10 protein-coding genes and 1 pseudogene are annotated in these 13,843 nt (G+C 53.7%); all 11 read right to left on the bottom strand.

Going from position 1 to position 13,843, the window contains the following annotated elements; genetic code table 11:
• Positions 1-12 precede the first annotated feature (12 nt).
• The gene (locus T488_RS19410) at positions 13-1,194 is read right to left on the bottom strand and encodes a nicotinate-nucleotide adenylyltransferase (protein ID WP_028521373.1); all 1,182 of its coding nucleotides are present in this window, start codon (positions 1,192-1,194) and stop codon (positions 13-15) included.
• A 13-nt stretch (positions 1,195-1,207) separates the two neighbouring features.
• On the bottom strand, positions 1,208-1,903 hold the full coding sequence (locus T488_RS0114205; protein ID WP_028521372.1) for an NAD(P)H-dependent oxidoreductase: 696 nt from the start codon (positions 1,901-1,903) through the stop codon (positions 1,208-1,210).
• 3 nt (positions 1,904-1,906) lie between these two features.
• A complete protein-coding gene (locus T488_RS0114200) occupies positions 1,907-2,209 on the bottom strand; it encodes a YhbY family RNA-binding protein (RefSeq protein ID WP_019678103.1) in 303 nt (100 codons plus the stop codon).
• 1 nt (position 2,210) lies between these two features.
• Positions 2,211-2,795: an RdgB/HAM1 family non-canonical purine NTP pyrophosphatase gene (gene rdgB / locus T488_RS0114195; RefSeq protein WP_028521371.1), complete on the bottom strand. Its 585-nt coding sequence runs from the start codon at positions 2,793-2,795 to the stop codon at positions 2,211-2,213.
• Positions 2,796-3,219: 424 nt separating this feature from the next.
• Positions 3,220-4,119: pseudogene (gene ftsY, locus T488_RS18180) on the bottom strand (signal recognition particle-docking protein FtsY); the annotation flags it as partial.
• Positions 4,120-4,182: 63 nt separating this feature from the next.
• Entirely contained in the window at positions 4,183-7,755 is a 3,573-nt protein-coding gene (gene smc, locus T488_RS0114185) for a chromosome segregation protein SMC (protein WP_028521370.1), read from the bottom strand.
• A gap of 4 nt (positions 7,756-7,759) precedes the next feature.
• Entirely contained in the window at positions 7,760-8,761 is a 1,002-nt protein-coding gene (locus T488_RS0114180; RefSeq protein ID WP_028521369.1) for an elongator complex protein 3, read from the bottom strand.
• The gene (gene rnc / locus T488_RS0114175) at positions 8,748-9,437 is read right to left on the bottom strand and encodes a ribonuclease III (RefSeq protein ID WP_196243332.1); all 690 of its coding nucleotides are present in this window, start codon (positions 9,435-9,437) and stop codon (positions 8,748-8,750) included. The genes T488_RS0114180 and rnc overlap by 14 nt, the downstream gene beginning before the upstream one ends.
• Positions 9,438-9,441: 4 nt before the next feature.
• Positions 9,442-10,449, bottom strand: a complete 1,008-nt coding sequence (plsX, locus tag T488_RS0114170) for a phosphate acyltransferase PlsX (protein ID WP_028521367.1) — start codon at positions 10,447-10,449, stop codon at positions 9,442-9,444.
• On the bottom strand, positions 10,439-11,755 hold the full coding sequence (gene trmFO, locus T488_RS0114165) for a methylenetetrahydrofolate--tRNA-(uracil(54)-C(5))-methyltransferase (FADH(2)-oxidizing) TrmFO (RefSeq protein WP_028521366.1): 1,317 nt from the start codon (positions 11,753-11,755) through the stop codon (positions 10,439-10,441). Before trmFO ends, plsX begins: the two co-directional genes overlap by 11 nt.
• On the bottom strand, positions 11,752-13,833 hold the full coding sequence (topA, locus tag T488_RS0114160) for a type I DNA topoisomerase (RefSeq protein ID WP_028521365.1): 2,082 nt from the start codon (positions 13,831-13,833) through the stop codon (positions 11,752-11,754). Before topA ends, trmFO begins: the two co-directional genes overlap by 4 nt.
• Positions 13,834-13,843 lie beyond the last annotated feature (10 nt).

The following is a 13,843-nucleotide window of genomic DNA, read 5'->3' as shown; positions in this document are numbered from 1 at the left end:
CATTTTTTTATCTTATCTGGAAAGCCGTGTATAAAAATTATACCCCTCGGCGGTGCATATCGGTATAACTCCGCCTTTTTTTATCACGGACTTCATGGAAAATGCAAATGCCTCACGCATCGCTGCGTTGAGATCTGCATAAGCAAGCTTTCGCATTTTATCTACGTCTTTGTAGTCTCTCTCTGCGGAAATGAGATCGCCCATGTAGACTATCTCTTCAAGTCGGGACATTCCTGCCCTGCCCACTGTATGAAATCTAATAGAGTTGAGAATGTCTATATCCTCTACTCCGAACTCTTTTTTGATGAAATATGCGCCTGCGATACCGTGCCAGAGGGAACGGGTGTCCAGCTCCTCGCGGCAGACGGTGTATCCGCTTTCGAGTACCAGAGCCTTCTGCTCATCGTCGGGCATCTCCTTGCATATATCGTGGAGAAGTCCCGCAAAATATGCCTTATCGGGGTCCTCGCCGTATTTTTCCGCAAGCTTTCTGCACTCCGCTGCCACATTCAGTGAATGGGTGTAGCGCTTCGCCGAAAGATGCGCTTTCAGGTATTTCTTCTTATCGTCAGGGTTATACTGCAAACTGCCTTCACCTCTTACTGAATATAATCCCTTCAATCTAATATATTGTACTACATTTTCGTCAAGATAGCAAGTGAAATCCTTATTTTTTGCAATTTTTTTTCTTACCTCAGTGCTTGAAATGACCGTGGGTGAAGCCTCGGATACCAGTATCCTGCCGAATTTTCCGAGCTCCTCAGCTTTTCTCTTCAGAGCTGGCAGATCTCCCTTTTCACGGGAAACTACACACAGGGTAACATTGGAGAGTATATCCTCGTAGCGGAACCATGTGTCAAAGCTCATGAGCATATCGCTTCCCACAAGGAGGAAAAGCTCGTCATCGGGATAGGTCTCGCGGAAATGCTCCACCGTGTATATAGTATAGCTCACACGGTCGCTTTTTATTTCGTAATCGCTGACGAAAAGATGATCATTGCCCTCGCAGGCAAGTCTCAGCATCTCAAGTCTGTCCTCGTCAGGTGCGTACTCAGCACTGGAGCGATGGGGAGATATTTTTGAAGGCAGGAGAAACAGCCTGTCAAGTCCGAACTCTTTAACGGCAGTTTCCGCAAGATGAATATGTCCGTTGTGGACGGGATTGAAGCTTCCGCCATATATGCCTGTCTTCATTATGCACCTCCTGTTATTTCCACGGACGTTTGCTCTCTGTCCAGCCCTTTGCCTTCCAGTAGTCCATGTCTGCCTTGTTCCAGCCGTTTCGCTGCATAAGGCTCATTATCTTGAAAAATCCTCTTGTTTTAAGCGATACGGGTACATTTCCCTGCCGCTTGAGTATCTTTTTGGCGATACTGTCCGCCTTTTTGCTGATACTTTCCTTCACCTCGGGCTTTACGCTTTCCCAGTCCGTCGCCGCAACAGGTCTGCCCAGCTTGTAGGTCTTGGGTATGCCCCAGAAGAAACAGCTGTCTGCCATATCCTTCATGGCGGACTTCACCCCTGCTCCCGAAGCTGTGGATACTACCACCGCCTGCTTGCGGAACATCTTCTCCTCGGGACGGTGTGCCATCCAGCGCCAGCCGTAATGGTCCAGCAGCGCCTTCATCTGTCCCGTGCAGTGATAAACGTACACGGGCGATGTGAGTATCAGCACATCGGCGGCATCTATAAGCTCCGTTATAGGTCTAAGCTTTCCGTAGTGGGGACAGGTTTCCTCGCCCTTGGTGAAGCAATTTGTGCAGCCGCAGCAGAACTCGTCAAAGTCCCGCGGCAGGAACACCTCGTCTATTTCCTCGGGCTTTGCAAGCTTCTCGGCTGTCAGGCGTCCGATACTGTAGCCGGAGCCCTTGTGGGAGGTGCCGCATATTATCAGTACCCTCATGACTTACTTAGCCTTGGGGATGTTCTCGATAACGGGGTCCTTTTCGTTGCGCTTGAAAAGCACGAATTTGTTGCCGATGACCTGCACTACGTCTGCGCCTGTCTGCTCGGCGATGGCGTCTGCGGCTTCCCTTGCTGTCCAGCCTGAATTGTCAAGGACCCTCAGCTTTATGAGCTCCCGCTTTTTCAGTGCTGCGGATATGTCATTGCACATTGCCTCGGTAACGCCGCCCTTGCCTATCTGGTATATGGTCTCGTATGTGGAAGCGATACCGCGCAGGTACGCTCTCTGCTTGCTTGTAAGCATATTATTCACCGTATCTTTCTTTCAGGTACTTGTACAGCTCCCTGAGAGCCGCACCTCTGTGACTTATTGCGTTCTTTTCATCTGCGGTCAGCTCCGCCATGCTTTTCTCTCCTACCATGAACACAGGGTCGTAGCCGAAGCCGTTGGTGCCGCGCTGCTCATAGCCTATACTGCCGCTGCACCTGCCGCTTACACCGTAATTCTCACCGTTTTCATCAATAAATGCGATGGAGCACACGAAAGCTGCTCCCCTTTTGTCTGTGGGGACGTCCTTCATTTCATCAAGGAGCTTTGCACAGTGCTGTCCCTCGGGAGCGTACCTGGCGGAGTATACTCCAGGACGTCCGTCCAGTGCAGCTACGCAGAGACCGCTGTCGTCGGCTACTGTGGGCAGCTTTACCGCTTCATAGACCGCTCTTGCCTTGATAAGGGCATTTTCCGCAAATGTGGCGCCGTTTTCCTCGGGGTCGCAGTTTGCTCCTGCCTCGCGCTGTGACAGCACCTCTATGCCCAGAGGTGAGAGTATCTCCCTCGCCTCGCGGAGCTTGTTTGCGTTGTTTGTAGCCATTACCAGCTGCTTAATCATCGTCCTTACCTCCGAAAAGTCTGCTGAAGAAGCCGCGCTTTTTCTTCTTCTCGGGCTCGGGTGCGGGAGCTTCTTCTTCCTCCTCGTCTTCCTCGTCCTCGTCTTCTTCCTCTTCTTCGTCTGCGTCCTCGTCATCGGTCAGGTCGTCATCATCGTCAGACTCCTCGTCCTCATCGCCTTCATCGTCAGCGTCATAGGACTCGTCCTCTGCCTCGTCTTCGTCGTCGGCTTCTTCTTCGTAGTCCTCGTCCTCGTCATCGGACTCCTCATAGGCAACAAAGGCGCCATACTCGTTGTAGTAGCCCTGAACGCCGTCCACCTCCACGATGTCGGTGTCCTCCTCGTCCTCAGCGTACTCCTCGTTATCGTAGTCCTCGGTCTCCTCGTCCTCATCCTCAAGAGCTTCAAGCTGCTCGGGTGAAGCAAAGAGGGCGTCAACGAACATATTGCTGTCAAAGGGCTGGAGGTCGTCTATCTTCTCGCCTACGCCTATGAGCTTTACGGGTATGCCAAGCTCGTTCTTTATGGAGATAACGATACCGCCCTTGGCTGTACCGTCAAGCTTTGTGAGAACTATTCCCGTGATGGGAGCGGTCTCGCTGAACAGTTTCGCCTGGTTTACGGCGTTCTGTCCTGTGGTGGCGTCAAGCACGAGAAGTATCTCTCTTGAGCAGTCCCCTGCCTTGTTGTCGATGATACGGTTTATCTTCTTCAGCTCCTCCATAAGGTTCTTCTTATTGTGAAGACGTCCTGCCGTATCTATTACAACTACGTCGCACTCTCTTGCCTTTGCGGCTTCAAGGGCATCGTATACTACTGCGCCAGGGTCGGAGCCTTCGGCGTGCTTTACAATGTCAACGCCTGCGCGCTGTGTCCACACCTCAAGCTGGTCGATTGCTGCCGCACGGAACGTATCCGCTGCCGCTACAAGGACCTTCTTGCCCTCCTGCTTGAACTGGTGGCAGAGCTTGCCTATGGTTGTGGTCTTGCCTGCGCCGTTTACGCCGATGACCATTATTACTGCGGGGGATACGGAAAGGTCCAGACCTGTATCGTCGCCCATTATCTCCGCGATAACTTCATGGATAAGTCCCATTATCTCCTTGGGGTCGGTTATGCCGCGCTCCTTTATCTTCTTGCGGAGCCTGTCGCATATCTCCTCGGAGGTCTCAACTCCGATATCGCTCATTATCATCTGCTCCTCAAGCTGGTCGAAGAGCTCCTCGTCGATAACGGTAAAAGAGTTGAGCACTCTCTGGATACCGCCGAAAAGGAAATCCTTGGTCTTTCTAAGACCGCTGGCAATTTTAGAAAAAAGTCCCATTATATCCTCCAAACATGGTCTATTAATCATATCGCAGCGATATGTTCATCTGTGACAAAAAAATTATTGAATATCTGCTACGTCCTCCTGGAAGTCCACCTGCTCCATCTTCAGGAGCTTGGATATTCCGTCCTCCTGCATGGTGACGCCGTAGAGCACATTTGCCTCCTCCATGGCGCTTCGTCTGTGTGTTACCAGTACGAACTGGGTCGTGTCCGTGAATTTTTTGAGGTACTGTGCGTACTTCCTTACGTTTACCTCGTCAAGAGCCGCGTCTATCTCGTCAAGTATACAGAAGGGCGCGGGTCTAAGCTTCAGTATGGCAAAATAAATCGCTATGGCTACGAAGGACTGCTCGCCTCCCGACAGCGATATAAGGTTCTTGATGACCTTTCCGGGAGGGGCTACGCTTATCTCAATGCCCGATTCCAGTACGTTCTCGGGGTCGCTGAGTATGAGCTCCGCCTTTCCGCCGCCGAAGAGCTCCACGAAAATGCTCTTGAAGTTTGAGTTGATTATGGCAAAGCTCTCCGAGAATATCCTGCACATCTCTGCGGTCAGGTCCGTGATTATCTTCTCAAGCTCTGCCTTTGACTTCTGTATGTCGGCTATCTGCTCGGACATGAAGCGGTATCTCTCCGATACCTCCTTGTACTCCTCGATAGCGTCCACGTTTACGCTTCCCAGTGCGCGTATCTTGTTCTTGATGGTGGTCAGCTCTGCCTGTGCAGCCATCATGTCGTCTATCTTCTCGGCTATCTGTACAGCCTCTGAGCGTGTCAGCTCGTAGACCTCCATGAGCTGTCTGATGATGTTGTCGGTGTCACGGCAGACTGTCTCCCTGCGCTCCTCAAGACGGGTTATCTCTGCGGAGAGCTTCTCCTTGGAGTCGTTTATCGCCTTGAGACCGTTCTGCATCTCGTTGACAAGGCGGTTCTGCTCGGTGTGGGTGGTGTGACAGCGCTGTATCTCCTCGTTGTAGGAGGCAGTGTTGTCCTTGAAGTCGGCAAGCTTCTGCTTCAGCTCCGCTATCCCGGACTCCTTCTGCGCTATTATCTCCCTCTGGCGGAAGATCTCTTCCTCGAACTGGTGGGCGCCGTATTTCAGCTCCTCCTCACGCCTGTCTATGCGTGAGAGCTCAAGCTCCTGCGCCTGTAAGTCCTTGGCAAGCTCCATGCCCTTTATTTTCAGCTCGGACAGCCTGTCGGACAGCTCCTCACGCTGAACTCTCAGCTTCTCGCGGATGTCCTGTCCCTGGGCAAGCTTCTCCTCCGCCGCCTTTATCTCCGCTTCCGTGTCGGCAAGAGCCTTCTCGGAGTCGGCTATGTTCTGCTTTGCAGCCTCTATGCGCTGCTCTGTCTCTGCGGTGACTCTGTCGGAGTCAGCAGACTGTGCGCGGAGCTGGTCTGCCAGTGAGATGACGCTGGTGAGCTCGGCTCCTATGCGGACTCTCTCAGCCTCGCACTGTGCCTGCTCCTCCTTGGCTGCCTCGGTGTCATAGCGGAGCTTCTCCGACTCTGCACGGAGCTTCTCTGCCTTCTCGCGGAGGGTGTCCCTCTCGGCAGCAAGCTTCTCTATCTCGGCGTCAAGTGTGTCTATCTCGTTCTTTCGGGTGATGATACCGCCTGAACGCTGTGCGGAGCCTCCCGTGAAGGAACCTCCCGCGTTGATGACCTGTCCGTCAAGAGTGACTATCCTGAACTTGTAGCCGTACTTCTTGGCGATAAGGGTGGCGGTGTCGATGTCCTCGGCTATGACTATACGTCCCAGCAGCGATGCGATTATGCCGCTGAACTTGGGGTCATAGGTAACTATCTTGTTGGCATTCGCCACAAAGCCCTCGCAGTTTTCCAGCCCCTGCTCCCTGAGCTCGTAGCCCTTTACGGAGGTGATGGGCAGGAACGTGGCGCGTCCGCCCTTCTGCTCCTTCAGGAAGCGGATACAGCGCTTTGCGATGTCCTCGTTTTCAACGATTATGTTCTGCATTGCGCCGCCCAGTGCGGTCTCTATGGCTACGGCGTACTGCGGCTCAACGCCTATATTCTGGGCGATGGTGCCGAATACTCCTCCTATGCGTCCCTGCTTGGAAGCCTTCAGCACCTGCTTTACGCTGCCTGCGAAGCCCTCCATGTTGTTCTCAAGGTCGGTTAATATCTTCCTGCGCTGCTGCTTGTCCTTCAGGTCATACAGTGCGCGTTCAAAGTCGTTTTTCGCCTGCTCAAAGCCCTCGCGGCGTGACTTATACAGTCTTTCAAGTCCGCTGAGCTTGTTGCGGAGCTCCTCTGCCCTGGCGGCGTTCTTCTCGCTCTGGGCGGTAAGGTCAGCTCTGTGGCCCTCGTACTCCTCGATGCGCTTCACCAGTGTGCCGCTGTTTTCACGGAGCTCGGCAAGCCTTGCGGTCTGCTCCTCTATCATGGACTTTGAGGACTCGATGTTGAAGCGATGCTCGCTCTGTCTGATGTACAAGCCGTTTATCTCACTGCCTGCCTTGTCTACAGAGTCTCCCAGTTTGGTGCTCTCGCTCTCAGCCTTCTCGAAGCTCTCCTCCGCTGCCTTTATCTCGGCTTCCAGAGCCTTCTTCTGCTCCTCCAGCTTTTCAAGTCCCTCAAGAGCTGCCTTGCGCTCCTGCTCAAGAGCCTTCTTTGCCTCCTCGGAGCTGTCGATATTCTTCTGGGCTGCCTCAACAGCCTCATTGCAGTGCTTTATATCGTTCTCAAGAACGGCTATGCCCGACTTCATCCCGGAAGCGGTCTGCTCCTCCTCCAGCATCTTGCGGCGGAGCTCGTCAGCGCGCATGGTGCTCTCCTGCATCTTCCTTATGCCGTCGGCTATCTTCTGCTCCTCGCGCTGTATGTCGTTCTCGATGTTCTCGTATTCGTTCTTGCTGACGAGTATCTTGCTCTCAAGCTCGTCAAGCTTTATCTTCATCTCGTCAAGACGGCTGACCCAGACGCTTATTTCCAGGCGCTTGCGCTCCTCCGCCAGCTTGATGAACTTCTCTGCCTTCTGGGACTGTATCCTCAGAGGCTCTACTCTGCCCTCCAGCTCGGTGAGTATGTCCGTGAGCCTGAGCAGATTCTCCTGTGCGGCGGTGAGCTTTCGCTCCGCTTCCAGCTTCTTGTAGCGGAACTTGGATATTCCTGCCGCCTCCTCGAAGATGTCACGGCGCTCGGAGCTCTTGGCGCCTACTATCTCGGCAATACGTCCCTGTCCGATTATGGAGTAGCCGTCACGTCCCAGACCTGTGTCCATGAACAGCTCGTTGATGTCCTTCAGTCGGCAGGGCTTGCCGTTTATGAGGTACTCGCTCTCGCCGCTCCTGTACAGCTTACGGGTTATGCCGACCTCGTCCCCCATGTCGGGAAGGGTCTTGTCGGAGTTGTCTATATTCAGCGTTACCTGCGCAAAGCCCATGGGCTTCCTTGCCACGGTACCCGAGAAGATTACGTCCTCCATCTTGTTTCCTCGCAGGGTCTTTGTGGACTGCTCGCCCAGTACCCAGCGCACGGAGTCGCCGATATTGCTCTTGCCGCTTCCGTTAGGTCCAACGACTGCGGTAAGTCCCTTGTCAAAGGTAAGGCTTATCTTGTCGGGAAATGACTTGAATCCCTGTATTTCCAGTGATTTAAGATACACCCGCTCACCTCCTCAGCTTACATTCATATATAGGGACGGTCTCACTGCCCACGATGGTCAAGTCCAGACCGCGCTCCCTGAAAAATTCTATATTCGCTCTTTTCTGTCCCACAGCCTTGCTGATACACCTGCTGCTGACCTCTGCCGTGACACTGCCGCGGCAGTCCGGCAGCTCCTTCTCTATGGCGCGAAGGATATTGCTGCGGTAGATGGCTGCCTCACACAGCTCGCGGAATGCAGGGTGATAGTAGCCTGCCACCATGTCCTGCTCCACAAATTCGCTGGCGTGAAGTCCGCATTTTATGACCCTGATGCCGCGCTCAGTGAAAAGCTTCATTATATCCGCACAGACCTCCACCATTTCATCAAAGGGTGCGGGAGCGTACTCGCCGGACAGATAAAGCTGTCCCAGACGGGTGCCCCTCAGCACTACCACAGGGTATATCCTGACAGTATCGGGAGCAAGGTCTGCTATTCTCCTTGCTGTTTCCATGTCGTCCGCAAGGCTGCTCTTGTAGAGCCCTGTCATCATCTGCAAGCCCAGCTCGAAACCGTAGTCCTTTATAAGGCGGCTTGCGTTCACAACGTCCTGTGCGGTGTGTCCGCGCTCGTTGGCGGCAAGCACCTCGTCCTTCATGGACTGGGCTCCCAGCTCTATGGCGGTGACTCCGAAGCCTTTCAGCAGGTCAAGCACCTCAGTGCTTATGCAGTCGGGACGGGTGGAGCAGCGTATGCCCCTGAACTTCCCCTCGCCTACATATTCCCGGGCTGCCTCAAGGAGCTCCAGCATATAATCACGGGGAACTGCCGTAAAGCTTCCGCCGAAAAACGCTATCTCCGTATCCTCGGGAGACCTTACCTCCCTCAGTGCCTGCTCGCAGACCTGCCTGACATAATTTCCGCGGGGAAGGCTCTGCGCGCCGCTTATGGTCCGCTGGTCGCAGAAGCTGCACTTGTGTGGACAGCCCACATGAGGCACGAATACGGATATGTTACTGTGCTTCATAACCCATGAGCTCCAGCGCTTCCTTTGCAGCAAGCTGCTCGGCTTCCTTCTTGCTCTTTCCGCTTCCCTTGCCGATGACCTGGTCATTCAGGCACACCTCAACTACGAAGCGCTTGTTGTGGTCGGGTCCCTCTTCGCCGATGAGAACGTATTCCACCTTCTCCTCGGGATTTTTCTGGACTACCTCCTGGAGCACCGTCTTGAAGTCGTTGAATACAGGCTTCTTTGCGTGGCGGATATCCTTGGGCATGAAGCGCAGGATATGCTTCGAAACGGGCTCCATTCCGCCGTCAAGGTATATGGCGGCGATGACTGCCTCAAAGGCGTCGGCAAGTATGGAAGGGCGCTCCCTTCCGCCTGTGTTCTCCTCGCCCTTGCCCAAAAGCAGGAAATCTCCCAGGTTTATCTGCTTTGCAAAAACGTGAAGGGACTTCTCGCATACCAGGGACGCTCTCATCTTTGTCAGCTCGCCCTCTGCTACGTTCAGGTTCTTGTAGAGGAAGTCCGATACCACGATGGACAGCACGCTGTCGCCCAGGAACTCCAGACGCTCGTTGCTGCCGTTGGGGTGCTTTCTCTCGTTTGCATAGGACGAATGGGAAAGAGCCTGCTTCAGCAGCTGTATGTCCTTGAACTTATATCCGATTATATCTTCAAATCTCGAAATGTCTTCCATATTATCACTCCTTGTCTGCGGCTGCCATACGAGCTACATAGCTCTCGGTCACGCCTGCGACATTGCCCTCCACGCACTTCTTTGCCTGCCTTACGGCGTTGAAGAAGGCAGTTCCGTCAGAGCTTCCGTGTGCCTTTATGACGGGCTTTCTTACGCCGAGAAGGGCTGAGCCGCCTACCTCCTTGTAGTCCATCTGCTTTCTGAATGCCTTTATCTTGCCCAGGGAGAATATCGCTCCCAGCTTGCCTGCTCCCGAGAATATCCACTTCACCCTCTTGGCGAAGAAGCTTCCCATTCCCTCGTAGAGCTTCAGGACGATGTTGCCTGTAAAGCCGTCGGTGACAACTACCTGCACCTCGCCCTTAGGCAGGTCTCTTGCTTCGATATTTCCTGCGAAGTTCAGCCCCGACTGCTCCAGCAGCTTGTAAGCCTCTATTTCAAGCTCTCTGCCTTTGGTCTCCTCGGAGCCTATGTTGAGAAGTCCCACCTTCGGTGACTTCACGCCCATGACCTTCTCCATGTAGGCGCTGCCCATAACAGCGAACTGCACCAGCATTTCGGGTCTGCATTCTGTATTTGCTCCTGCGTCGAGAAGTATGAAGCTTCCCTTATCACCGGGGAGCACGGGTGACGGTGCTATCCTTTTGATGCCTTTGATACGCTTGACGATGAAGGTGGCTCCCATGACAAGTGCTCCCGTGCTTCCTGCCGAAACAAAGGCGTCGCCCCTGCCCTCTGCAAGAAGGGTGAGTCCCACTGCCATAGAGCTATTCTTGCCCGACTTGATTATCTCCTTCGGTTCCTCATGTATATCAAAAACATCATCGGTATGGACTATCTCTATGCCGTTGAGGCTGAGACCGTTTTCCGACGCACATTTCTTTATCTTTTCCTCGCTGCCCGTGAGTATGATGCTCACGCCAAGCTCGCGGACCGCTCTCTCGCAGCCCTTTATTACCTCCAGAGGAGCGTTATCTCCTCCGAAGGCGTCAACTATTATCTTAGAAGCCAATTCTCTCAAGCTCTCCTCTCAGCGAATTAACGGCACGCTCTGCATATGCTCCGTAGCGCTCCTTTTTGTCCTTTATCCTTACGCCGATGTCGGGAAGTATCCCCATATTCGCACCCATGGGCTGAAAACTGCCGCTGTTGAAGAGGTCACTGATGTAATGGGAAAGGGCTCCCGTCATGGTGTCAAGGGGGAGCTTTACGGGCTCAAGTCCCTTTATCCTGCGGGATACCGCGATACCTGCTATGAGTCCGCTTGCAGCGCTTTCCATATAGCCCTCTACTCCCGTTATCTGTCCCGCAAAGGAGATCTCGGGGCGGCTCCTCATGGAGAAGTCCGCATTCAGCAGCTCGGGGCTGTTTATAAAGGTGTTTCTGTGCATTACGCCGTAGCGCATGAATTCGGCATTTTCAAGTCCCGGTATCATTGAGAATACACGCTTCTGCTCGCCGAATTTAAGATTGGTCTGAAATCCCACAAGGTTGAAAAGTGTGCCCTCGCGGTTCTCCTTGCGGAGCTGCACTACTGCGTAGGGACGTCTGCCCGTTCTTGGGTCGTCTATGCCCACGGGCTTCATGGGTCCGAAGCGCATGGTGTCCACTCCTCTCGATGCCAGCTCCTCGATGGGCATACAACCCTCGTAGACGCTGAAGGGATGGGTCTCGAAGTCCTTGAGCTGCACCTTTTCGGCTCCTGTAAGAGCTTCGTGGAACGCAAGGTACTCCTCCTTGTTCATGGGACAGTTGACGTAATCCGCGTCACCTCTGTCATAGCGTGAGGCATAGAAGGCTCTTTCCATATCTATGCTCTCCGCAGTCACAATAGGTGCGGCGGCGTCATAAAAGCTGAGTCCCTCGCCGCAGAGCTCCCTTATTATATCCGCCATAGCTCCCTGTGTAAGGGGACCTGTGGCGATTATGGTCTCGCCCTCGGGAAGCTCCGTCACCTCGCCCTCTATAAGCTCTATGAGGGGGTGGGATTTTATCTTCTCCGTTACTGCGTCCGAGAATTTCTCGCGGTCCACCGCAAGGGCTCCGCCTGCTTCAACGGAATTTGCCTTTGCACAGGGCACAGTCAGTGAGCCCAGCAGCTCCATCTCGTACTTGAGCAAGCCTGCTGCCGACTCAAGTCTCGCCGCCTTCAGGGAATTGGAGCATACCAGCTCCGCAAAGCCGCTGTACTTGTGGGCGGGAGAATATTTCTGCGGCTTCATTTCGTAAAGCCTTACGTTTATGCCCGACTCGGCAACTGCCCATGCAGCTTCGCAGCCTGCAAGTCCTGCGCCTATGACATTGACGGTCACGCTCATTTCTTCAGCTCTCTTTCATAGCCGCAGCCCTCGTTCTCGCATACAAGCTTGCCCGATTTTCCGCCCTTCATGAACAGGCTCTTGCCGCACTGAGGGCATACCTCCTTGGTAGGCACGTTCCAGGTCATGAAGCTGCAGTCGGGGAAGCCCTCACAGCCGTAGAAGCTTCTGCCCTTCTTGGACTTTTTAAGCAGCATTTTCTTTCCGCAGCGGGGACAGTTTCCGTCCGCCTCTGTTACTATCTTCTTTGTGTTCTTGCACTCGGGGAAGCCCGGGCAGGCAAGGAACTTGCCGAACTTGCTGTACTTTATTACCATGTTCCTGCCGCACAGCTCGCATACTACGTCGGTCTCCTCGTCGGGTACCTTCACGCGCTTGCCGTCCATTGCCTCCTCTGCCTTTTTCAGGGTCTTTGAGAAGTCGTCGTAGAACTCGTGAAGTGTGCTTACCCAGTTCTTTTCGCCGTGCTCTACCTCGTCCAGATTGTTCTCCATCTCGGCGGTGAACTTGGCGTCTACTATCTTCTTGAAGTGATCCTTCATAAGCTCCGTGATGACCTCACCAAGGTTTGTGGGCTTCAGCGCCTTGCCCTCATGCTCGACATAGCGGCGTGAGGTTATGGTGGTTATGGTAGGAGCGTAGGTACTCGGTCTGCCGATGCCGTTCTCCTCAAGTGCCTTGATGAGAGAAGCCTCGGTATATCGCGGAGGGGGCTGTGTGAAGTGCTGATTGCCCGCGATGGACTTCAGCTTCAGCTTATCCTCTGCTTTAAGCTCAGGAAGCATCTTCTTTGAGCCGTCCTCGGAGTCGCTTGACTCAACGTAAAGTGCCATAAATCCGTCAAACTTAACGGAATAGCCCGATGCCCTGAATGTGCAGCCATTTGCCTCTATATCCGCAGATACGGTGTCCAGCAGGGCGTTTGCCATCTGGCTTGCGATAAAGCGCTCCCATATGAGCTTGTAGAGCTTGTACTGGTCGGAGCTGAGGCTGGACTTTACTCTCTCGGGGGTAAGCTCGGGGGTCGAGGGACGTATAGCTTCATGGGCGTCCTGTGCGTTGCTCTTGGTCTTGAAGTTTCTGGGCTCCGGGGGCAGGTAGTCCTTGCCGTATACCGTTCCGATATATTCGGCGGCTGCCTTCTTTGCCTCGTCGGAGATTCGGAGACTGTCCGTTCTCATGTATGTGATAAGACCTACTGCACCTACTCCCTGTACGTCAACACCTTCGTAGAGCTCCTGTGCTGCCTTCATGGTGCGCTTTGCACTGAAGCTGAGCTTTCGGGAAGCCTCCTGCTGGAGGGTGGAGGTGATGAAGGGAGGTGCGGGCTGTTTCTTTGTTACCCTTTTCTTTACCGACTTTACTACATACTCGGCATTCTCGAGCCTTGCAAGGAGTCCGTCTGCCTCTGCCTGGTTGGGGATCTCAAGCTTTTCGCCGTCTACTGCTACCAGTGCTGCGTCGAACACCTTCCTCGATGAGGGGGCGGTGAACTTGGCGTCGATGGACCAGTACTCCTTGGGGACAAATGCCCTTATCTCGTTCTCGCGGTCAACTACAAGACGTACCGCAACGGACTGCACTCTGCCTGCGGAAAGTCCTCTCTTGACCTTTTTCCACAGGAAGGGGCTCAGCTCGTAGCCCACCAGTCGGTCAAGGATACGCCTTGCCTGCTGGGCATTGACCAGGTCCACATCTATCTTGTGCGGATTGCTCATTCCGTTCTTTACGCCTGTCTTGGTGATCTCGTTGAAAGCCACTCGGTTGTTATCGTTCATATCCAGCTTCAGCATCTGGGCAATATGCCATGATATTGCCTCTCCCTCACGATCGGGGTCGGTGGCGAGGTATACTTTGTCGCACTTCTTGGCGCGCTTTTTCAGCTCTCTGATAACGTCCTCCTTGCCCTTCATATCGGTGTACTGAGGCTTGAAGTCGTTGTCCTTGTCCACGCCCATCTTCGACTTGGGAAGGTCGCGGACGTGTCCCATGGAGGCTATTACCTCATATCCGGGTCCGAGATACTTCTGGATAGTTTTTGCCTTTGCAGGCGACTCTACTATGACTAAATCTGACATTGATTTATCC

The sequence above is a fragment of the Ruminococcus flavefaciens ND2009 genome (assembly GCF_000621785.1).
Taxonomy (GTDB): Bacteria; Bacillota; Clostridia; order Oscillospirales; family Ruminococcaceae; genus Ruminococcus; species Ruminococcus flavefaciens_C.
The sequence above is the reverse complement of the archived record's forward strand: the minus strand, read 5'-3'. Positions and strand labels throughout refer to the sequence as shown.

What these genes read in the sequence shown, in the direction of transcription:
- T488_RS0114180 (WP_028521369.1), bottom strand. Translation starts at nt 8,761, where the DNA reads ATGAAGCACAGTAACATATCCGTATTCGTGCCTCATGTGGGCTGTCCA.
- T488_RS0114200 (WP_019678103.1), bottom strand. Translation starts at nt 2,209, where the DNA reads ATGCTTACAAGCAAGCAGAGAGCGTACCTGCGCGGTATCGCTTCCACA.
- rdgB (WP_028521371.1), bottom strand. Translation starts at nt 2,795, where the DNA reads ATGATTAAGCAGCTGGTAATGGCTACAAACAACGCAAACAAGCTCCGC.
- trmFO (WP_028521366.1), bottom strand. Translation starts at nt 11,755, where the DNA reads ATGAGCGTGACCGTCAATGTCATAGGCGCAGGACTTGCAGGCTGCGAA.
- T488_RS19410 (WP_028521373.1), bottom strand. Translation starts at nt 1,194, where the DNA reads ATGAAGACAGGCATATATGGCGGAAGCTTCAATCCCGTCCACAACGGA.
- topA (WP_028521365.1), bottom strand. Translation starts at nt 13,833, where the DNA reads ATGTCAGATTTAGTCATAGTAGAGTCGCCTGCAAAGGCAAAAACTATC.
- T488_RS0114205 (WP_028521372.1), bottom strand. Translation starts at nt 1,903, where the DNA reads ATGAGGGTACTGATAATATGCGGCACCTCCCACAAGGGCTCCGGCTAC.
- rnc (WP_196243332.1), bottom strand. Translation starts at nt 9,437, where the DNA reads ATGGAAGACATTTCGAGATTTGAAGATATAATCGGATATAAGTTCAAG.